The sequence below is a fragment of the Enterobacter sp. QK-SA4 genome (assembly GCF_056856775.1).
The window spans coordinates 1,371,778-1,393,410 of record NZ_JBXFXH010000007.1; the positions used below are offsets into that span (position 1 = coordinate 1,371,778).

Below are 21,633 nucleotides of genomic sequence, written 5' to 3' on the forward strand. Positions count from 1 at the left end.
ACCTATGTGAAGCCTGTAAAGGTAGCGCAGAGTTTGCGATACGACGTGCCGATAAGACCGTTCTTCAAGGTGATGGTTGCAGGCTTTACCGAACTTTACGGCGTTGCCTGGCCACTGCTGATTTGGGTGGGCGGCGTAATGTAGCACCCTTATACGATATGTGCTATTACTCGTTTTTGATTAAAAAAGCGGCGATTCTGGAGGTGTTTGATTTTACACTGTATAAGCTCAAGAAGTGAGAGCGATTTTCATGCCTGAGGGGAGAACTGAAGCCTTTGCGTAAGCAGGAGTGAGCCGACAAAAGAGCAGCAGTGTTTATTTTCGGACCTTAATATACGTTTTATTTTCCCTTCGAATAATAGATAAGAATTTTCTTTGTGAAAATTCTTATCTATTATTCATGCCATAAATCAATTCGTCGCTTGTATTTATTCATTAACCTCTGTCTTTTATCTGCTCGCAATAACCTGTCGCTGTTCATTCATCTTTTTTTGATATCATGCCGTGATGTAAATCAAAACAAAATGGTTTTATTAGCATCTCTCTGTTTGTGATCCTTTTTACGATACAAATATTCGCTTTGCATGAAGAAGGCAGTGTCTTTTACTAAGGCTAAAGGATAATTCGCAATAATGTCTTAGTGGAAAATTCTTAAGAAATTTCTCATTGCGGGTAAATAATCTTTATATTTGATTTTACGTCGATCATTATTCTAATGTTGTGCATCAAGAACGATACCGTGAAGTTGGCGTAGCAAAAACACAGAGGGATGATGAAATGGCTGACAGTTTTCAAAATGAGGTGCCTAAGGCACGTATAAACCTGAAGCTTGACCTGCATACGGGCGGGGCAAGTAAGAAAATGGAATTACCGTTGAAATTACTGGTTGCGGGTGATTTCAGTAATGGTCAGGAGTCTGCTCAAATATCTGAGCGTGAGAAGGTTAACATCACGAAAAATAATTTCGACAGCGTTCTTTCTGAATATTCCCCAAAACTTAATCTAACCGTTAAAAATACGCTGTCCGAGGATGGTGGTGAGGACTCTATTCAGCTGACTTTTCAGAGCATGAAAGATTTTACGCCAGAGCAGGTGGCTGCTCAGATACCGCAGCTGAAAGCAATGCTGGCGATGCGCAACTTGCTGCGCGACCTGAAGGCTAACTTGTTGGATAACCAGACCTTCCGAAAGGAGCTGGAAAAAATCGTTCTGGACCAGTCGCTTAGCGCTGAGTTGCGAAATGAACTATCCGCGCTGGCATCAAGAAAATCGTAACCATCACGCTGTTTTAACGGATTTATCAAGGAATGCTCATGTCTGTACAAAATAATACTTCCGGGAGTGAAAGCGTGGTGCTGGAACGTCCTGCTCCGGGTGGGGTTTACGCCTCCCTGTTTGAGAAAATCAATCTGAGTCCTGTCTCCGAGTTGAGCGCGTTAGACCTCTGGCAAGATGCGCAGGCGATGTCAGATGCGACCGCTGATGAGCGTCTGACTGCAGGTATGCAGGTCTTTCTGGAATGTCTGACCAAAGCAGGCGCGAAGATCGAAAAACTGGATAAAAGCCTGATCGATCATCACATCGCGGAGCTCGATTACCAGATCAGCCGCCAGCTGGACGCGGTTATGCACCACGATGAGTTTCAGGCGGTCGAAAGCCTGTGGCGTGGGGTGAAATCGCTGGTTGATAAAACAGATTTTCGCCAGAACGTGAAAATTGAGCTTCTGAGTATGTCCAAAGAAGATCTGCGCCAGGACTTTGAAGACAGCCCGGAAATCATCCAGAGTGGTCTGTATAAACACACCTACATTGATGAATATGATACTCCAGGCGGCGAGCCGATTGCGGCACTGATTTCCGCTTACGAGTTTGATGCTTCAGCGCAGGATGTCGCTCTGCTTCGCAACATCTCCAAAGTATCCGCTGCTGCACATATGCCGTTTATCGGCTCTGCAGGCCCGAAATTCTTCCTTAAGGAGTCAATGGAAGACGTCGCGGCGATTAAAGATATTGGTAACTATTTTGACCGCGCAGAGTACATCAAGTGGAAATCGTTCCGCGATACTGACGACGCCCGCTACATCGGCCTGGTCATGCCGCGCGTATTGGGACGTTTACCGTATGGCCCGGACACCGTTCCGGTTCGCAGCTTCAACTATGTCGAAGAAGTCAAAGGTCCGGATCACGACAAATACCTGTGGACTAATGCATCATTTGCCTTCGCGTCAAACATGGTACGCAGCTTTATCAATAATGGCTGGTGTGTACAAATCCGCGGCCCGCAGGCTGGTGGTGCGGTTCAGGACCTGCCTATTCATCTGTACGATCTCGGTACCGGCAATCAGGTAAAAATCCCGAGCGAAGTGATGATTCCTGAAACCCGCGAATTCGAATTCGCGAATCTGGGCTTCATTCCTTTGTCCTACTATAAAAACCGCGACTACGCGTGCTTCTTCTCAGCCAACTCCACTCAGAAGCCGGCGCTGTATGACACCGCTGATGCGACGGCGAATAGCCGCATCAACGCCCGTCTTCCGTACATCTTCCTGCTGTCGCGTATCGCCCACTACCTGAAGCTGATTCAGCGCGAGAACATTGGTACCACTAAGGATCGCCGACTGCTGGAACTGGAGCTGAACACGTGGGTCCGCAGTCTGGTTACCGAAATGACCGATCCGGGCGACGAGTTGCAGGCTTCTCACCCGCTGCGCGACGCGAAGGTGGTAGTGGAAGACATCGAAGATAATCCGGGCTTCTTCCGCGTGAAGCTTTACGCCGTGCCGCATTTCCAGGTGGAAGGCATGGACGTCAATCTGTCGCTGGTTTCCCAAATGCCGAAAGCCAAATCGTAAAAACAGGCAGGAAGCTGATGAAAACGGAACAACCGTTATGGGGCAGGGGCATTATGGTCTCTCCCCAGCATTTTCAGCAACAGGTCGCGTATGCGGCCTGGTCTGCCGAATGCATTGCCCGACTGGGCCTCTCCTGTCCATGGGGGGTTATCAACGCCACCTTCGAACCGGAAGCTCTCAGGCTTGGACGTCTGCAGGCCCATCATCTGCATGTCCGTTTTCAGGACGGCACGCTGATTGATACAGATAATGCTGATACCCTGCCACCGGTCCTGTCGCTTGAACGCGAATCGCAGGAGGTGACGGCGGTACTGGCACTCCCGCTGCTGCGGTCGAACGGCGGCAACTGCCTGAAACCCGAAGAAGTGGCCGAGCGTCCGGTGCGATATCGTCAGCGCTGGCGGGATGTGCGCAATGCTTATGGAGATGACACCCGTCAGATTGCCGTAATGCAGCCCGAACTGACCCTGCGTTTTGCGCATCAGAACAACAGCGATTACCTGATTTGTCCGGTCGCCCGACTGCACCAAGACTCGCAGGGTACATGGCAATTAGACGAGACGTTTCTTCCTCCACTGTTGACTCTCCAGGGCAGCCGTTGGCTGGTTACCCAGCTTGAACAACTCATGACCCAACTGCGGGCTCGTCTGTGCCGTCTGATGGCGATGCGGCGTGAAAGCAATGAGCGTATGGCAGACTTCGCCGTGGCCGATGTATCACTGTTCTGGCTGCTCAACGCGCTGAACAGCGCTGAGCCCGTGCTTGGCCAGTTCCAGCGTAACCTGCAAAGCCCGCCGGAGCGTCTGTATCCGGAACTTTCTCGCCTGGCAGGGAGCCTGCTGACCTTCTCTCTGGAACATCAGGTGAGCGCTATACCGATCTGGCACCACGAGCAACTCAATATGGTGTTTCCGCCGCTGTTTGATTTGCTTGGCGATTTGCTTGAAGCCAGCTTGCCGTCCCGCGTGGTGGCCCTGTCACTCGACTATGACCCACGACTGCACTTCTGGCAGGCTCGACTGCATGACCCGCGCCTGCGCGAAGGGGCTGATTACTATCTTTCTGTGCGCTCGCCGATCCCAGTAGCGCAACTGCAGGAACAGTTCCCGCGTCAGTGTAAGGTGGGCAGTCCTGACCATGTGCGGGGGATCGTCAACTCTTCCCGCGTGGGCGTGCCGTTGATGCCATTGCGCCATGTACCAGCCGCCATTCCGCTGCGCCTGGAAAATCAGTATTTCAGTCTCGATCTCTCCCATCCTCTGGCGACTGAGATGCTCCAGAGTGGGACGTGTATGTTTTACGTCCCGGGCATGCTGGGCGAGCCTGAACTTGAACTCTTTGCGGTACTGAGAACATGAGTGAACGTAAACACGGCGCTGCCGTATCTGTTGATATTGACGCACTGCTGCAGAATACCTGGCTGCAGGTTATTAGCCTTCGTCATGGACCGCAGTTTCAGGAAGGTGAAGGTCGGGTTTTGTGGGAGCGTTGTGTCGCTGACGTGGAGCGCGTTCAGCGCGAACTGAAAGCGAGTGAACTCGACGAAGCCAGCTGTGAGCATATCCTCACTGCACAATGTGCATTACTTGACGAGGCGGTCAAAGGGCGCGGTGTAGAGGATGACGCCTGTGTTCAGTGGTATGACATTCCGCTGCAGGGACACTTCCTCGGCACGATGGACGCGGGTGACACCCTGTGTGACAGGATGCGCGATGTGCTGCGCGAACCCACACCAGACGTTGCCGTACTGACCTGCTTCCAGCGGGTAATGATGCTTGGATTCCTGGGGGGCTATCGCGCGCTGAACGATCCTGAACGCCAGAAGCTGGTCAGCGCGCTCAGTGAACATGTCGCGCCGTTCAGCTATCCGCAGACCCACCCTGTTCTGGCAGAAAGCCGTGCCGGGTGGGGAATGGGCGGTTGGCTCGCATCATGGCCTGCACGTATTGGACTAAGCGTGATTTTTCTTGCCGCGCTCTGGTGGGGACTGGATCGTTGGCTCGATCAGATGCTGCTGACCCTGCTGCCGGGAGCCATAAAATGAGTCCTGCACAACAGCGCGGGCTTGCGCTGTGGGCCGCCTTGCTGAGTGCCGTGGTCTGTCTGGCTTTTCTGCCGGTATCCCGGCTGGCTTCAGTGCTCGTTCTGCTGGCGATGCTCGGGATTATCTTCGTGTTCTGGTATATAACCAAACCTCGTGCGGAGCATGACGTCACCCTGCTTCTGGATGACCTTCCTGAATCCTCTTACCGTCAACCCGTGGTGCTGGTTTGTGGCGATCTGCCGCTGACCTGGCCGCAGCAGTCATCAGTACTCATCGTCACGCAGGGATGCTGGATCCGTATTGAGGATCATCAGGAGCTGGAGCAGGTTGCCCGTCAGGTACTGTGGCAGCGTCCGGACTGGGGACGTCAGATGTCGGTGATGGTCAGTGTCTGCCCGCAGCAACACGTTGACAGCGAAGCCCTGACAAGTCGTCTGCTGGCTCTGCGCTGGCAAATCAGCCAGCTGCGTAAAGAAACGGGACATTCTGTGCCATTGATTTTGAATGGTCAGATCGGCAGCGCGATGACGGATGACATGCTCTGGCAGGCCGCTATTCCGGGTGAAGGGTGGACTGTCTGGCGTGAGTCGAGTGCGCCTTGTTCAATTGCCGCGTGGGTCTCCACTGGCGGTGCGCCTGTGATGCAGCAGCAGGTGCTGATGAACAGCCTGATGAGCTGGTTCCATCAGCATGTCCAGGCGGTATTCATCGATGATAATCCTGATGTTCCGGCCATTGCACCTGCAGCGCTGCTGTGGGGAATGGGACCGATTCTTGCCGGAAGCCTTGCATCATCAGCCTGGACGGCGTGGTTATCGCGTCATACCGCCATGCAGCAGGTGACCGGCTGGCAGCCCAGGGGGACGGACAGTAAGGTGATCTCACCCTTACCGGATTTCATCCTGCCGCTGCTACCGGAGGGAAGTGGACTCACTCCTCGGGCCCGCACCTGGCGCTGTGTCCTTGGTCTTTTCACCCTGGCGGCCATCGCCGCGCTGCTCAGCAGTGGCTGGAACAATCGCCAGCTGCTGCATCGCGTGAGCTTCGATATAGCCCGTTATGACAGCCTCTCCATGGATGACTACGGCCTGAAGGCTAGCGCCGTAGCGGCCCTTCGTGAGAATGCGGCGCTGCTGGATGACTATGCACGTAACGGCGTACCGGCCCGACTGGGTCTGGGGCTTTATCAGGGGGAACGTCTACGGATGCCCCTTCTGGAAGCGATCCGCTCGTATGTGCCGCCGCCTTCTAAACCGCAGCCAACCCCAAAACCGATGCCGAAAATTGTGAGGCTCGACAGCATGTCACTGTTCGATTCCGGCAAGTTCGTGCTGAAAGCGGGTTCCACCAAAATGCTGGTGAATTCACTGGTTGGCATCAAAGCGAAGCCCGGCTGGCTGATTGTCGTGTCCGGCCATACCGATAACACCGGTACTCCGCAACTGAACCAGACGCTGTCCCTGAAACGTGCCGAAGCGGTGCGCAACTGGATGCGTGACACCGGCGACGTGCCGGAAAGCTGTTTTGCGGTGCAGGGCTATGGCGAAAGCCGCCCTGTCGCAACCAACGACACCCCGGAAGGGCGTGCGCTTAACCGCCGTGTCGAAATCAGTCTGGTACCGCAGGCAAGTGCCTGTCAGATACCCGGCAAACACCTGGCGCCATCGCAGGATGATGGCGTCTCAGAAAATAAAACGGAGTAATTAACATGGCAATTCCTGTTTATCTTTGGCTGAAGGACGACGGCGGCGCGGACATCAAAGGGTCTGTTGACGTTCAGGATCGTGAAGGCAGCATTGAAGTGGTTGCACAGGAGCATAACCTGTACATCCCGACCGACAACAATACCGGCAAGCTGACCGGCACCCGCATCCACACGCCGTTCCTGTTCACGAAGGATATCGATTCCTCCAGCCCGTACCTGTACAAGGCGGTGACCACGGGTCAGACCCTAAAATCCGCTGAGTTCAAGTGGTACAAAATCAACGACGCGGGCCAGGAAGTGGAGTACTTCAACACCAAACTGGAGAACGTGAAGGTAGTGAAAGTGAATCCTGAAATGTATGACATCAAGGATCCTTCTAAAGAGAAGCACAACCACCTTGAACGCGTTGAACTGCGTTACGAAAAAATCACCTGGACCTACAAAGACGGCAACATCATTCATTCCGACTCCTGGAACGAACGCGCCACGGCGTAATCCTGATGCGGGCAGGTTTTCCTGTCCGCAGTTTTTTGCTGAGTGCCTGAGATGCGGGTACTCAGCAAAGAAAAAAATCTGCCTGCCTGACCTTATGCGCTTTGGTGAACAGCGAGGGGCGGTAGCGTGTCCAGGAACCGACAAAGAGAGAATCTCATGGAAAATCCAGCCATCCTGTTACGTCGTCTGAACCCTTACTGTGCCCGAGCGATGGAAGGTGCAGCTTCGCTCTGTCAGACCCGTGCCCATGCCGAAATTCTGCCGGAGCACTGGCTTCTGAAGCTGCTGGAGCAGGGGGAAGGTGACCTGACGGTACTGGCACGCCGCTACGAGTGGGATATGGATGCACTGTGGCAGGAGTTGCTTGGCTGGCTCGACAGACAACCTCGCTCCGTGCGCCATCGCCCCCAGCTGTCTGATGCCATTCAGACGCTGATGCAGGAAGCCTGGATGATTGCCTCCCTTAACAGCGAAGAGCACATTCGCAGCGTCCATCTGCTGATGGCCCTGGTGGAAAAACCAAAACTGGCAAGTTGTGACGGCCTTTGGCCGTTGTTAACGCTTGCTCAAAGCCAGCTGGAGCGCCTGCGGCCTTTGCTGGATGCGCAATCGGATGAACGTCTGGAAATGCAGCGCGAAGCTGAACTGGCGCAGAGCCACGGTGGTGAGATGGAATTTGTCGGGCGTCCGGTTGGTGTGGAAATGAAAGAGGGGGAACTGAGCCCTGCGCTGCAGAACGCGCTGGATAAATTTACCCTCGATGTCACCGCCAAGGCTAAGGAAGGGAAGATCGATCCTGTGTTTGGCCGCGACACAGAAATCCGCCAGATGGTGGACATCCTTTCTCGTCGCCGCAAAAACAACCCGATTCTGGTCGGCGAGCCTGGCGTGGGGAAAACTGCACTGGTTGAAGGTCTGGCACTGCGTATTGCCGAGGGTAATGTGCCTGAATCCCTGAAAACGGTCACTCTCCGCACCCTTGACCTGGGTCTGCTGCAGGCTGGCGCGGGCGTGAAAGGTGAGTTCGAACAGCGTCTGAAAAACGTTATCGATGCGGTGCAGCAATCACCGTTCCCGGTCCTGCTATTTATTGATGAAGCGCATACTATCATCGGCGCGGGCAACCAGGCGGGTGGTGCAGATGCAGCCAACCTGCTGAAACCGGCGCTGGCGCGTGGCGAACTGCGTACTATTGCGGCCACCACCTGGTCTGAATATAAACAATACTTCGAGCGCGACGCCGCGCTGGAGCGCCGTTTCCAGATGGTAAAAGTGGATGAGCCTGACGATGACACCGCCTGCCTGATCCTCCGTGGACTGAAATCCCGCTATGCCGAACACCACAATGTGCATATTACCGACGATGCGGTTCGTGCGGCAGTTACTCTTTCGCGTCGTTATCTGACCGGACGTCAGCTTCCTGATAAAGCGGTCGATCTGCTGGATACCGCTGCCGCACGCATGCGTATGAGCCTCGACACCGTACCGGAACAGCTAATCCGCCTTCGCGCGAGTATCGCTGCGCTCGACATGGAGAAGCAGGCGTTACTGGAAGATATCGCCATTGGCAATCAGTGTCATGTCGAGCGCTTGAGCGAGATTGAGCAGGAAGAGGTTCGCCAGATAGTCACACTCGACGAACTGGAAACCCAGTACGGTCTGGAGATGAAACTCACCGAGCAGCTACGCGAAAGCCGTCAGGATATATCACGCCAGCGTGAGACTCACAGGCTGCAACAGGAGCTTAACGAGATGCAGCGCAGCACCCCGCTGCTCTCCCTGGATGTAGATGTCCGCACCGTTGCCAACGTGATTGCCGACTGGACAGGCGTGCCGTTGTCTTCGCTGATGAAGGACGAGCAGACCGAACTGCTGACTCTGGAAAATGAAATCGGTAAACGTGTGGTTGGGCAGGATGTGGCGCTTGAGGCTATCGCCCGACGTCTGCGTGCGGCAAAAACAGGCCTTACGTCCGAGAACGGTCCGTTGGGCGTATTCCTGTTGGTAGGACCGAGCGGCGTGGGGAAAACCGAAACAGCGCTTGCGCTGGCCGATGTCATGTACGGCGGCGAGAAATCACTCATTACGATTAACCTTTCTGAATACCAGGAGCCGCACACGGTTTCCCAGCTGAAAGGCTCGCCGCCGGGCTACGTGGGTTACGGCCAGGGCGGTATCCTCACCGAAGCTGTGCGCAAGCGTCCGTACAGCGTGGTGCTGCTGGATGAAGTAGAAAAGGCGCACCGCGACGTGATGAACCTGTTTTACCAGGTTTTCGATCGCGGCTTTATGCGCGACGGTGAAGGGCGTGAAATCGACTTCCGCAACACCGTCATTCTAATGACCTCTAATCTCGGCAGCGACCACCTGATGCAGCTGCTCGACGAACGGCCGGAGGCCAGCGAAGGCGATCTTCACGAGCTGCTGCGTCCGATACTGCGCGCTCACTTCCAGCCTGCGCTGCTGGCCCGCTTCCAGACCGTGATTTACCGCCCCCTCTCGGAAGCAGCCATGCGTACCATCGTGGAAATGAAACTCACACAGGTCAGCAAGCGCCTGCATCGACACTACGGCCTGAGCACGCACATTGATGAAAGTCTTTATGACGCGCTGACTTCAGCCTGCCTGCTGCCAGATACGGGGGCACGTAACGTTGATAGTCTGCTAAATCAACAAATTTTGCCGGTGCTAAGCCAGCAATTACTCACCCACATGGCCGCCAGACAGAAACCAGCGTCGTTACGCCTTAGCTGGAGTGAAGAGGAGGGGATCGGCCTGGAGTTTGATCGGATACAGGGAGTAAACGCATGAGCAACAATCCTCCGTTAAGATTCAGCCATAACCACCACCTTCTGGTGGTGAAGGGCTGTGAGGCCGAACCCGACGTGCTGGCTTTTGAAGGCGACGAAGCCCTGAGCCGACCATTTAGCTACCGTGTTGAGTTCACCAGCCGCGACCACGGCATCAGCAAAGAGATGATGCTGATGAAGCCCGGTTCGCTGACGCTGCAGGCCCCGGTTGACCAGGGTTATGGCATCAAAATCCAGCAGCCGCTGCGGGTGATTCAGGGGGTGGTGACCGGTTTTGAACGCCTCAGCACGTCAAAAGATGAAACCCGCTACGCCCTGACGCTCCGGCCACGCATGGCGCTGCTTGACCGTTCGCACCAGAACGCCATTTACCAGGATATGTCGGTCCCGCAAATCGTGGAAAAAATCCTGCGCGAGCGTCACGGCATGCGCGGTCAGGATTTTCTGTTCTCGCTCACAAAAGAGTATCCGCGCCGTGAGCAGGTGATGCAGTACGGCGAGGACGATCTGCACTTCATCACCCGCCTGCTGGGCGAAGTGGGCATCTGGTTTCGCTTCACCACCGACACGCGCCTGAATATTGATGTGGTGGAGTTTTACGACAGCCAGCAGGGTTACGAGAAAGGCCAGAGCCTGCCGTCGGTGCCGCCGTCCGGGCAGCACTCGCAGGGTGTGGACTCGGTGTGGGGGATGGAAAGCCATCACAGCGTGGTGCAGAAGCAGGTCAGCACCCGTGACTACAACTACCGTCAGGCTACAGAGGATATGAATACTCTGGTTGACGTCACCCGGGGGGATGCGACCACGTACGGGGAAGCGTACCACTATGCCGATAATTATCTGACGCCGGGCAGCGCGTATGACCTCAATCCGGCGCCCGAGTCCGGTGCGTTTTATGCCCGCATCCGGCACGAGCGTTACCTGAATGGCCAGACGCAGACCCGGGCTATCACCAGCAGTCCGGCGCTCTCTCCGGGGATGCTGCTGAAAGTCACCGGCGGGTATGAAGTGGCTGACGTGTTTGCGCATGGCGTGGTCATCACGGCGATGCAGACCCACGCGCGGCGGGATGAAGACTTTAGCCTTCGTTTTGACGGCATTCCGGACAGCCCGGATTTCAGCTTCCGTCCTGAGCCCGGCTCGCGTTCGGTGATGGCCGGGACGCTGCCGGCACGTGTCACAAGCACCACTGAGAACGACACCTACGGCCATATCGATAAAGACGGCCGCTACCGCGTCAGCATGCTGTTTGACAGGGACAGCTGGGAAACCGGGTTCGAGAGCCTGTGGGTGCGCCAGTCCCGCCCTTATGCAGGGGACACCTATGGCCTGCACCTGCCGCTGCTGGCGGGCACCGAAGTGGCGATTGGCTTTGAGGACGGTAACCCGGACCGGCCGTACATTGCCGGCGTGCTGCACGACTCGGCGCACGGCGACCACGTCACCATCCGGAACTACAAACGCAACGTCCTGCGTACCCCGGCGAACAACAAAATCCGCCTCGATGACGAGCGTGGAAAAGAGCACATCAAGGTCAGCACGGAGTACGGCGGCAAGAGCCAGCTGAACCTCGGTCACCTGGTCGACAGCGGGAAACAGCAGCGCGGCGAGGGGTTTGAGCTCAGGACGGACTGCTGGGGCGCGATACGGGCGCAGAAAGGGATATTTATCAGCGCTGACGGGCAGGCCAGGGCGCAGGGTCAGGTGCTGGAGATGCAGGCAGCGATGAGCCAGCTGGAGCAGGCGCGGTCGCTGGCTGTAGCGTTACGCAGCGCGGCAGAAGCGGCGAGGGCTGAACTGGCAGATGTGCAGACGCAGAAGGCGCTGCTGTCAGAGGCGCTGACGGATTTAAAGAAAGCGGCGCTGCTGGTCTCGGCGCCGGAAGGAATAGCGCAGGTGACAGGGAAAAGCCTGCAGCAGTCGGCGGGAGACAACATCATCAGCACCAGCGGCGGGCACACGGATTTCAGCGCACTGAAAAGATTTACCGTGGCGGCCGGGGAGCGGGTAAGTCTGTATGCGCAAAAGCTGGGCATCAAAATGTTTGCCGGCAAAGGGAAGGTGGAGATCCAGGCGCAGGGGGATGAGATGACGCTGGATGCGCTGAAGGATATCCGCATCAGCAGCAGTGAGGGAAAACTCATCATCAGCGCGAAGCAGGAGATAGTGCTGACGAGCGGCGGAGGATATATCCGGATAGCGGACGGAACGGTGGAGTGTGCGGCGCCGGACAAAATCATCGAGCGGGGGGCGGTGTGGCAGAAGTTTGGTGGACAGAGCATAAGCCAGGCAATGCAGAGCTGGGAAAACGCCGAATTTGCCATAACGCCTGAAGTCAGGCGGTTATCGGATGACTCGCCGGTGGCTGGTCTGACGCTGGGTTTAACAGGTGGGGATGGCACGCAGCAAAGTCTGGCAACCTCCGCTTCAGGGGCCACTGCGATGCAGAATAATATTAATATTGATTCTCTCAACGCCTCTTTACTGGATAAAACATAAGGCGTTGCGTTATTTCGAAGTACATCTTCGGGGAAAGCACCGTATTGATTGTCAAGAAGGTCTTTCTGAAGATTATTTTCCTGAACGGAAAAAGGACGGAATTCATGACGGAAGAAAATACGACAGGTAATGAGAGCAGTCCCTCGACGATCTACATAAAACCAGAATGGGATGACAATGGAAAGGTCTACTGGCCTGGCATACAGAATCAGAAAAAATCAGAGAATGCTAAAGCTGTTTTGCTGCAGCCGCCTGTCAAAGCGATCCCCGTTATCTTCCTTCCTGGAGTGATGGGAACCAATTTGATGGGAACTGACGAAGGAAAGGAAAATGACATCTGGCGTGGCGATAGTTTGGGAGGCGTATTTCTTAAATGGGCACGCAAGGATGGTACTGAACGAAGAGAGTTACTTAATCCCGACACTACTAAGGTGGATAATCGTGGGGATATTAACCAGACCCTCTATTCTCCGCTTTCCGATGACGGAAAATTATTTACAACCCGCCGGGAGCGGGGCTGGGGAGAGGTTTTATCCTTCAGCTACGGTAAATTTATAAGCGTTTTCCAGGGGGCGTTGTTGGATGACTGGCAGCAGGATCTTGTTCACTATGGTAAATCAACGTCGGAGAAAAACGGGGTATTAAGTCAGCTGGTCGGCAAATCGCTGTCTGAAGAGAAAGATACTGAAATTACCGGCGAATCCATCCTGACTCAGCAGGAACTGAACCATTTCAAGAACTTTTTATTCCCGGTTCACGTCTATGGCTATAACTGGCTTCAGGATAATAAAACCTCGGCGCAAGGACTGGTTGCCTTTATCGACAGGATTATCAGCCTCTACAAAAATCAGCGCGGCCATGGCATGCCCTTTCCCGCCGGGCAGGAAAAAGTCATTATCGTTACCCATTCCATGGGCGGGCTGGTGGCGCGTTACGCGTCCCAGGTGTTGGGCGCAAAAGATAAGATTCTGGGTATAGTGCATGGGGTGATCCCCGATCTTGGCTCACCGGCAGCGTACCGCCGCATGAAGGTTGGCGCAAAACAGGAAGGCATGGCCGGAGCCGTATTGGGTAATACCGCAGAAGAGCTGATGCCGGTCCTGGCCAGGGCTCCCGCGCCGCTTCAGCTCTTACCTTCGGCGAAATACCTTTCCGGAGCGCCCTGGCTGAGCGTGGAAGGGGCTGGCGAAGACGGCAGCGATGTAAAACTACCGCAAGCGGGGGATCCTTTCGGGGAGATTTACCTCAACAAGACGCTGTGGTACCGCCTGTATGAGTCCGACATTATCGATAAGGATGAAAATATCTACAGTCAAAATTGGAAGGATTATTTCGAACTGATGAAAGATAGTGTTCGTTCTTTTATTACTGAAGTGGATAATAAATATCACACGAATACATTTGCCTTCTACGGTCAAAAGATTGCCTCTGACGGTACGCTGACATGGCAAAAAACCTCCATTACCTACCCGAAAAACAGGCATGATAGTGACAGAAAGCTGCCCAACAACTACCGGGAGATCCCCCTGCCTTTTAATCGTTCTCAGATGTATGTGATCACCTCATCAAATACGCCAGGCGATGGCACGGTTCCGGTGGAATCGCTGAGCGCGATTTGCCGTAACAGCGACATCAAAAGCGTTCTGGCAACATGCGTTGAACATCAGGGAGCCTATGACGTCAGCAGCCTGGATGATATACAGGCCAGGCCTGCCCTGCAGTTTACTCTCAGGGCCATTGTGAAAATGGTCCAGGAGATACCGAACCCATGAAGACCATTAGACAGCTCACAGCGTTATCTCTTATGGCGGGCAGCATGCTTTTTATTGCCCAGGCTACGGCATCCACGCCAGTGCAGAAGGACAGTCCAGTGATAAATAGTTTGTTTGCGCAGACCAAACCGCAGTGCATCGGGCGCTATGTGATTGACGTTCCCGAGTCATTCAACAACCAGCTTCACGATATGATTTTTATCGATGATTTTAAAATTGAAAGTAAACCTCTTTATCCCCCCGCATTTAAACAGCGGGTGCGGCTAAGAGAGCAGGAGCTTAATGAAGCAATAAATAAGCCAGGGAATAATCCAGAAAATGCACCTTTTATAAAACAGATTATTAGAATACATAACGATAAAGGTATTATTTATGATCGAAACAACTTTGGCTCTGCGGATTCATTCCGGTATCTGGAAGCTCATGTTTATGTAAATGGAATCGCTTTTATTATTACTACCAAGATTTTAGACTTGTCTGCAGGTAAGTATGCGTATGAAAAAAAATCATATCTTAATGCTGGTTTTACCGAGGAAGAGACCAACACTAAGCCAGCTAAGCTGGCTGCCCTGCAGTCTCTGATATCACGACTTAGCGGCAGAAAAGATGAAGATATTCCGTCTACTAAAGGCGTGTGTATCCCAAATGGGTTTATCCGGGATGATGGTAGTCAGCATGTTGAAAAAATTACTTTCCAGTATGAAAATGAAGATTTTATTTTAGGTGTATACACAAATAATAAATATCCTGGTTCTGAGGACACCCTGTTTAACCGTAGTGCACAAATTAATGAGGCAATTAAAACGTCAAATCAGTACACTATAAAGAAAGTGGCACTCTCACCGAACGGTATTCCCGCGGAGTCATGGTTGTTTGGTGGTACTCAAACCATGAGAGATACGGTAACGGGGAAAGATGAGAAGAATACATTTTATGATTTTGATTTTAAAGCCAATGAGCGTGATGCTACCGCAGACAAGCCAAAATTTAGCATTGGACTCACCAGCGAGTATAAAAAAACGCGCTACAGCGAAGCGCAGATGATAGAAATCTGGGACCGGCTGGTGAATTCCCTGCGCTATAAATGAAGAAACAAGATGGGTGCCAGTACGTGCCGGCAGGATTAATTTTCCCGGGCTCCATTCGCTGCTTGCGACTGAAGTAGATCATGAAGGTGCCTACGCCGTGGGGGATACCAGTACGGAAAACAGTCTTTCCGTTGCGATGAAGTTCACGTTACGCTCGATTATAAAAATGGCCGGGGAGGTCGCCTCATGCGGGTAAGGCATTTATGGATGGGATTACTTGTTGTCGTCCTTATTCTCTGAACAGCTTTCTGGTTACTCACCCGTTCGTGGCCGGTAACCCCTTTAACGGCAAAGGAAAAACAAATGACGGATAAACTATTTGAACAGACCAGACCTCAGTGCATTGGCCGCTATCTTTTTGATGTGCCCGCTTCATTCAATAACGCTGACGTAGGTCAGGTAAAGATCAATGAAATGAGAATTACCAGCAAGCGGCTGTATCCTCCAGCGTTTGCACAACATATCCAGTTACGTGAACAGGAGTTAAAAAATAGTCCTGCAGTTGATCCCCAGGACCTTCCTTATCTGAAACAGGTATACCGGATAAATGACAATGCAGTCATTTTTGACCGCAATGAAAACGAGAGTGTTCCAGGCTTTGGGAGATTTCTTGAGGGCCATCTTTATAGTAATGGCGTGGCATTCATCGTAACAACTGAGATTACAGACTTGTCCGATCCAAAATATAAAAAGGACAGAGAGGATTATTTAAATAGTGGTTCGAAGGAAAATGATTTAAACGATAAGCCTCAGAAGCTTGCTGAAATGCAAAGCCTGCTATCCCGACTGAAGGGAAGAAAAGACGATGAAGTGCCAACACTGCCTGGTATCTGTATTCCGGAAGGTTTTATTAGTGATGCAAACATGACATCGAAAGATGATATTACTTTTATATATAAGCCAGTTGATTTTGAGATTATCGTTAACAGTTATAATACTCTGGATAAAGACAATACATTACTGGAACGAGGTAATGAAATAAATGCTGCCCTCATCAGGGTTGGTGCCCATACCCTCAAGAAAGGCACTGTAAAGTTGCCAGACATAGATGCAGAAGAATGGCTGATGAAAGGTAAGCAGGATATCTATCAACCGAAAGAGAAAAACGTTAATTACTATACGTTTCAATTTTACGGTAATGAAAAAATGGGTGATTTGAGACATCCTGTATTCTCTATTGAGTTACATAACTCTGGTTTGGAAACGAAAACCTATACGGATTCACAACTGGTTGATATCTGGGACAGAATCACAAGAACGTTCAGGTATCGAACTGGCTCAGCTCCGGTAAACATCAGGGAGTAAATGCATCTTAAATAAGGGAGCGCTCTAAACATATTTTTAATGCTGGTTTTAATTTTGAGATAACCACCCGCTGCTAATCTACAGAATCCTATAAATTAAAATTGCAATTACTTATGCCGGCTGGAGTGAGAAAAGAGCAGCGTGTTGGAATTTGATGTGAAACAGGGAGTGGACGCATGAGTAATAGTCCTCCGTTAAGATTCAGCCATAACCGCCACCTGCTGGCGGTGAAGGGCTGTGAAGCCGAACCCGACGTGCTGGCGTTTGAAGGCGATGAAGCCCTGAGCACGCCGTTCCGCTACCGTATTGAATTCTCAAGTTCTGACCACGCTATCAGCAAAGAGATGATGCTGATGAAGGCCGGTTCGCTGACGCTGGATGCGCTGAAGGATATCCGCATCAGCAGCAGTGAGGGAAAACTCATCATCAGCGCGAAGCAGGAGATAGTGCTGACGAGCGGCGGAGGATATATCCGGATAGCGGACGGAACGGTGGAGTGTGCGGCGCCGGACAAAATCATCGAGCGGGGGGCGGTGTGGCAGAAGTTTGGTGGGCAGAGTTTTAGTCAGGCGGTCCAGAAGTGGGAGAGCAGCGAATTTGAAATGGGGCCTGAAGTGCTGTGGCCCTATTCTGAGACACCTGTAGCGGGTCAGAAAATCAGCCTGATGCACAGCTATGGGACCGTACAGGAGTTAATGACCGCTGCATCCGGCCGTGGGGAAAAGCAAAGCCTGATGGCCCCTGCATTGATGCAAATAAACCTGAAGGATGAGGACTAACCGATGATTGAAGCCACTGATAGCAATAGTGTCCTGCTGGGGTACGACAAGTTTGGTCATCCACTCTATAAGGTCATTGCCACGCCGAAAGACAAGGAGCAATGGCTCAAACTTTATAAGATGCCGGATAGAGTCATCCCGGTTGTGTTTTTACCGGGGGGGATGGGGAGTAATTTGATGAGTCCTGATGGCAAGTCTATCTGGAAGGTAGATGGAACATGGAGTAAGAAATCCTGGTTAGTGCGGGGCGCAGAGAAAGAAAAAAATTACTGGATCCTACCAAAACCGTTGTCGATGCCAGCGGGAAACTCGAGACTGAAAGCCCGGAAGAACTCCTGTTATTTTCATCGCGTCGGGAGAGAGGCTGGGGGGAGGTGGGGGCAATGAGCTACGGCACTTTCCTTCCCTGGCTTCAGGAAGCGCTGAACGATAACCAGACAATGTTAAAAAACAAGACCAGCAAAAATGGCAGCCAGACTCTGCGTGAGAGGCTGATGGATAAACAATTGGGGGCCGAAATTGGCGAGAGTAACCTGACCTCTGACGAAGTGGCGCTGAGCTATCAGTACCTCTTTCCGGTCCATGCGGTGGGCTATAACTGGCTGCAGTCGAACGTGGATTCTGCCCAAGCACTTGCCGGGCGCATTGATAAGATCATTAACGATTACAAAGCCAGCGGACGCAAATGCGAAAAGGTTATTCTGGTGACTCACTCAATGGGAGGGCTGGTTGCTCGTTACTATTCAGAACTGCTGGAAGGTGATTACGGGAAGAAAAATATTCTGGGTATTGTACACGGGGTGATGCCGGATCGTGGTGCCCCGATGGCCTATAAGCGTATGAAAGCGGGAGAGGCAGTGCCGGTTGGTTTAGTGATTGGCAGCAGTGGCGCTGAAATGACCCCTGTACTGGCGCAATCGCCGGGTCCTTTACAGCTCCTGCCTGGCAAAGGATACGGTATGGGCTGGTTTCACGTCGAGGGTCTTCAACAGCCTTTGCCTCAGACAGACCCCTACAAAGATATATACACTGAGCGATCGGCGTGGTGGGGGTTATGTGAGGAGCGCTTTATTAATCCGGATAACAAAAAGATGGATAAGCTCCAGTTGGAAAAAGATTGGCAATCTTATGTAGATATTATTGATGGTAAAGTCAAAAAATTTATAGAAGGGCTTAATGGGCATTACCATGAATATACCTATGCCTTTTATGGAAATGACGGGAAGAAATACCCTTCTTATGCCGAACTGCACTGGAAGGACACAAGTGGAAAACATACCCCAGAAGCTTACCGCTCGCAGGTCAGCGAACAGGGGGAAATATTCTACACGGCGGACAAATTTAACCAGACCATTCGCTATGCAACGCTGGAAACACCGGACCAGGGGTATGTTAGCCGCAAATATGAATTATTACCTCCTGTGGACGACGGTGACGGCACTGTACCGGTCAGAGCGGCAGTGATTAATTCTCCGAAGTTAAAGGCCCAGCTCGGTGTGGGCGTTGACCACGAAGGGGCGTACAAACCTGACAACACCATGGATGCGCGCTGGTTTACTCTTCGCTCAATTATAAGAATTGCACAGCAGGTGAAAAATACAGGGCTTGCTTACCATGAATAAGATAAAACAAAAAGCAATGATCCTGGTCGCCTTCATCGTAGCGGGATATGGGTTGTATCAGTATTTTCGCCCTTACAATCCATTACCGCAGACACTGACGTCATCACAGCAGGTAACCATGAACAAAATAAACGCTGAAATGAAACCTTACTGCGTCGGGCGCTATATGCTCGACCTGCCATCCTCCTTTACGGCTTATAATGACGCTGCACCTCTGGATAACAATATCTGGGCAGCGGTGATTTCCCGGCCTGAGGATATGTATAAAACCTACCTGGCGACGAAGAAAATGTACCACCCGGGTTTTGTGCAGTTAATCGCATTACGTGAAAAGGCGTTACAAAAAAGTAAAACCATAGACGCCCAGGATATGCCGTTTTTAAAAAAAAGTCTGGCCGTTACCCACTGGTATGGATGGTGTTATTTTTGAACGGAATGAAAACGGAGGTGCCGCGGACGCAATGCGCATTCTGGAAGGATATATTTATACCAATGGTGTGGTTATCAAGTTTCAGAAGCAAACGGTCAATGATTCAGCTTCACGTTATGAAAGACAACGAAATGGCGATCCAATTCAAAATTATGTCGCAAGTGACGTCAGCCAGATGCAGTCGCTGATGGCGAGAATTAGTGGCAGGGATAATGACGTTATTCCGACGAAGCCAGGCTCCTGTATCACCCATGCGTTTATTGCCACCGACCCGACGGCAAGGGAACGGGAAGATATCTCCGTTGGGCTTGAAAGTAAGACACTGGAACATATCAGAATTATTCTTTCTACCGATAACTTCACCCGAGAAAAAGACACGGTGCTGGAGAGAGCAGGTGAGATAGAGAGTAACTTGTACCGTGGCCATGTGGAAAGAAAAGGGGCCTTTAGTGTTAACGGGCTGCAGGCCCAGGAGTTTCTGGCAACGGGTTCACAGGCATCTCAGGACGAGCCGCGTTACGGCTTTGATATGTTCATCAATGAAATGACAGCCAGCTACAAGACTCCCAATTTTATTCTGACCCTGGAGAATGATTCCATGCCGCCAACCTCCTACAGCAAGGAGGAAATTATCGCCTTCTGGGACACGATCAGCCGTAGTGTATGTGTGCGCCCCGGCGCGTTTTGACCAGCCGGAAAGGATCACGGATAAATGACATGGAGGCTCCAAAATGGATAAAATAAAACGGAAAGTCATTATTTTTGTTGTTTTGTTCGCACTGGGATTCGGGGTATATCAGTATTTTCGCCCTTATAACCCATCGCCACAAACACTGACGTCATCACAGCAGGTAACCATGAACAAAATAAACGCTGAAATGAAACCTTACTGCGTCGGGCGCTATATGCTCGACCTGCCATCCTCCTTTACGGCTTATAATGACGCTGCACCTCTGGATAACAATATCTGGGCAGCGGTGATTTCCCGGCCTGAGGATATGTATAAAACCTACCTGGCGACAAAGAAAATGTACCACCCGGGTTTTGTGCAGTTAATCGCATTACGTGAAAAGGCGTTACAAAAAAGTAAAACCATAGACGCCCAGGATATGCCGTTTTTAAAAAAAGTCTGGCCGTTACCCACTGGTATGGATGGTGTTATTTTTGAACGGAATGAAAACGAAAGTGTTGCGGACGCAATGCGCATACTGGAAGGCTATTTATATACTAACGGCGTAGTTATTAAATTTCAGAAACAGACCATTAATGATTCTAGCCCTGTATATAATGAGCAACGAAGAGGGCGACCCGCCAGAAACTATGTCACAAGTGACGTCAGCCAGATGCAGTCGCTGATGGCGAGAATTAGTGGCAGGGATAATGACGTCATTCCGACGAAACCAGGTTCCTGTATCACCCATGCGTTTATTGCCACCGACCCGACGGCAAGGGAACGGGAAGATATCTCCGTTGGGCTTGAAAGTAACACACTGGAACATATCAGAGTTATTCTTTCTACCGATAACTTCACCCGAGAAAAAGACACGGTGCTGGAGAGAGCTGGTGAGATAGAGAGTAACTTGTACCGTGGCCATGTGGAAAGAAAAGGGGCCTTTAGTGTTAACGGACTGCAGGCCCAGGAGTTTCTGGCAACGGGTTTACAGGCATCTCAGGACGAGCCGCGTTACGGCTTTGATATGTTCATCAATGAAATGACAGCCAGCTACAAGACTCCCAATTTTATTCTGACCCTGGAAAATGATTCCATGCCGCCAACCTCCTACAGCAAGGAGGAAATTATCGCCTTCTGGGATACGATCAGCCGTAGCGTACGCGTGCGCCCCGGCGCGTTTTGAGTATATATTTTCATACAGCGAAAATTAAAACTTTATCGATAATAATTAAGTGGGGCGCTGTCTTTGTCGCAAACCATTATATTGTCGTAAATTAATTTTTAAAAAGAGGAAGATATGCCTGGAGTTGTTTGCCTGGGTGATGATACCACCCATGGTGGAAAGGTTATTACCGCGTCGTCGACAATGTTTATCAATGGTATTCAGGTTGCCCTGGTTGGTGATTTGGTTTCATGTCCAGAACACGGAGTTAATCCGATAAAAGAAGGTGCTCCCGGAGCGTCAGAAAATGGGGTGAATGTTGTTGTTAATAACTGCATTTGTGCCTGTGGATGCCGGGTTATTAGTTCTCACATCGAAAATACTATTGAGTCTTAAT

The 21,633-nt window shown here is 51.8% G+C and carries 19 protein-coding genes; all 19 read left to right on the forward strand.

Annotated elements, in window-relative coordinates; translation table 11 throughout:
• Positions 1–6: 6 nt before the first annotated feature.
• The 19 genes from AC1VYI_RS08185 (at position 7) to AC1VYI_RS08275 (ending at position 21,632) form a co-directional block, all read left to right on the forward strand.
• Positions 7–144, forward strand: a complete 138-nt coding sequence (locus AC1VYI_RS08185) for a hypothetical protein (protein ID WP_162184392.1) — start codon at positions 7–9, stop codon at positions 142–144.
• A gap of 633 nt (positions 145–777) precedes the next feature.
• Positions 778–1,275, forward strand: a complete 498-nt coding sequence (gene tssB, locus AC1VYI_RS08190) for a type VI secretion system contractile sheath small subunit (protein ID WP_023308708.1) — start codon at positions 778–780, stop codon at positions 1,273–1,275.
• Positions 1,276–1,307: 32 nt separating this feature from the next.
• Positions 1,308–2,852, forward strand: a complete 1,545-nt coding sequence (gene tssC / locus AC1VYI_RS08195; protein WP_134867302.1) for a type VI secretion system contractile sheath large subunit — start codon at positions 1,308–1,310, stop codon at positions 2,850–2,852.
• 14 nt (positions 2,853–2,866) lie between these two features.
• Positions 2,867–4,210 carry a type VI secretion system baseplate subunit TssK gene (gene tssK, locus AC1VYI_RS08200; protein WP_226484556.1) on the forward strand — a complete coding sequence of 448 codons (1,344 nt, stop codon included), beginning with the start codon at positions 2,867–2,869 and terminating at the stop codon, positions 4,208–4,210.
• Positions 4,207–4,896, forward strand: a complete 690-nt coding sequence (tssL, locus tag AC1VYI_RS08205; RefSeq protein ID WP_226484145.1) for a type VI secretion system protein TssL, short form — start codon at positions 4,207–4,209, stop codon at positions 4,894–4,896. The genes tssK and tssL overlap by 4 nt, the downstream gene beginning before the upstream one ends.
• Complete coding sequence (locus tag AC1VYI_RS08210; protein WP_226484139.1) at positions 4,893–6,599, forward strand: OmpA family protein; 1,707 nt, start codon at positions 4,893–4,895, stop codon at positions 6,597–6,599. The genes tssL and AC1VYI_RS08210 overlap by 4 nt, the downstream gene beginning before the upstream one ends.
• Before the next feature lie 5 nt (positions 6,600–6,604).
• Positions 6,605–7,096, forward strand: a complete 492-nt coding sequence (hcp, locus tag AC1VYI_RS08215) for a type VI secretion system effector Hcp (protein WP_134867304.1) — start codon at positions 6,605–6,607, stop codon at positions 7,094–7,096.
• A gap of 156 nt (positions 7,097–7,252) precedes the next feature.
• Positions 7,253–9,907: a type VI secretion system ATPase TssH gene (gene tssH, locus AC1VYI_RS08220; protein ID WP_134867305.1), complete on the forward strand. Its 2,655-nt coding sequence runs from the start codon at positions 7,253–7,255 to the stop codon at positions 9,905–9,907.
• Complete coding sequence (locus tag AC1VYI_RS08225) at positions 9,904–12,405, forward strand: type VI secretion system Vgr family protein (RefSeq protein WP_226484138.1); 2,502 nt, start codon at positions 9,904–9,906, stop codon at positions 12,403–12,405. The genes tssH and AC1VYI_RS08225 overlap by 4 nt, the downstream gene beginning before the upstream one ends.
• A 104-nt stretch (positions 12,406–12,509) precedes the next feature.
• Positions 12,510–14,177, forward strand: a complete 1,668-nt coding sequence (locus AC1VYI_RS08230; protein WP_134867308.1) for a lipase family alpha/beta hydrolase — start codon at positions 12,510–12,512, stop codon at positions 14,175–14,177.
• Positions 14,174–15,265 (forward strand): T6SS immunity protein Tli4 family protein, encoded by a 1,092-nt coding sequence (locus AC1VYI_RS08235; RefSeq protein ID WP_134867309.1) that lies wholly within the window; start codon positions 14,174–14,176, stop codon positions 15,263–15,265. Before AC1VYI_RS08230 ends, AC1VYI_RS08235 begins: the two co-directional genes overlap by 4 nt.
• 303 nt (positions 15,266–15,568) lie before the next feature.
• On the forward strand, positions 15,569–16,570 hold the full coding sequence (locus AC1VYI_RS08240; protein ID WP_134867310.1) for a T6SS immunity protein Tli4 family protein: 1,002 nt from the start codon (positions 15,569–15,571) through the stop codon (positions 16,568–16,570).
• Between the two features lie 176 nt (positions 16,571–16,746).
• Positions 16,747–17,349 carry a DUF2345 domain-containing protein gene (locus tag AC1VYI_RS08245; protein WP_134867311.1) on the forward strand — a complete coding sequence of 201 codons (603 nt, stop codon included), beginning with the start codon at positions 16,747–16,749 and terminating at the stop codon, positions 17,347–17,349.
• A 3-nt stretch (positions 17,350–17,352) separates the two neighbouring features.
• Entirely contained in the window at positions 17,353–17,736 is a 384-nt protein-coding gene (locus AC1VYI_RS08250; RefSeq protein ID WP_226484129.1) for a hypothetical protein, read from the forward strand.
• Positions 17,733–18,971: a lipase family alpha/beta hydrolase gene (locus AC1VYI_RS08255; protein ID WP_226484127.1), complete on the forward strand. Its 1,239-nt coding sequence runs from the start codon at positions 17,733–17,735 to the stop codon at positions 18,969–18,971. The genes AC1VYI_RS08250 and AC1VYI_RS08255 overlap by 4 nt, the downstream gene beginning before the upstream one ends.
• Positions 18,964–19,401 carry a hypothetical protein gene (locus AC1VYI_RS08260; protein ID WP_482879141.1) on the forward strand — a complete coding sequence of 146 codons (438 nt, stop codon included), beginning with the start codon at positions 18,964–18,966 and terminating at the stop codon, positions 19,399–19,401. Before AC1VYI_RS08255 ends, AC1VYI_RS08260 begins: the two co-directional genes overlap by 8 nt.
• Positions 19,382–20,089: a T6SS immunity protein Tli4 family protein gene (locus tag AC1VYI_RS08265; protein ID WP_482879148.1), complete on the forward strand. Its 708-nt coding sequence runs from the start codon at positions 19,382–19,384 to the stop codon at positions 20,087–20,089. Before AC1VYI_RS08260 ends, AC1VYI_RS08265 begins: the two co-directional genes overlap by 20 nt.
• A 43-nt stretch (positions 20,090–20,132) precedes the next feature.
• Positions 20,133–21,257, forward strand: coding sequence for a T6SS immunity protein Tli4 family protein (locus AC1VYI_RS08270; protein ID WP_158513741.1), 1,125 nt, complete (start codon positions 20,133–20,135; stop codon positions 21,255–21,257).
• Between the two features lie 114 nt (positions 21,258–21,371).
• Positions 21,372–21,632 carry a PAAR domain-containing protein gene (locus tag AC1VYI_RS08275; protein WP_134867313.1) on the forward strand — a complete coding sequence of 87 codons (261 nt, stop codon included), beginning with the start codon at positions 21,372–21,374 and terminating at the stop codon, positions 21,630–21,632.
• Position 21,633: the final 1 nt, after the last annotated feature.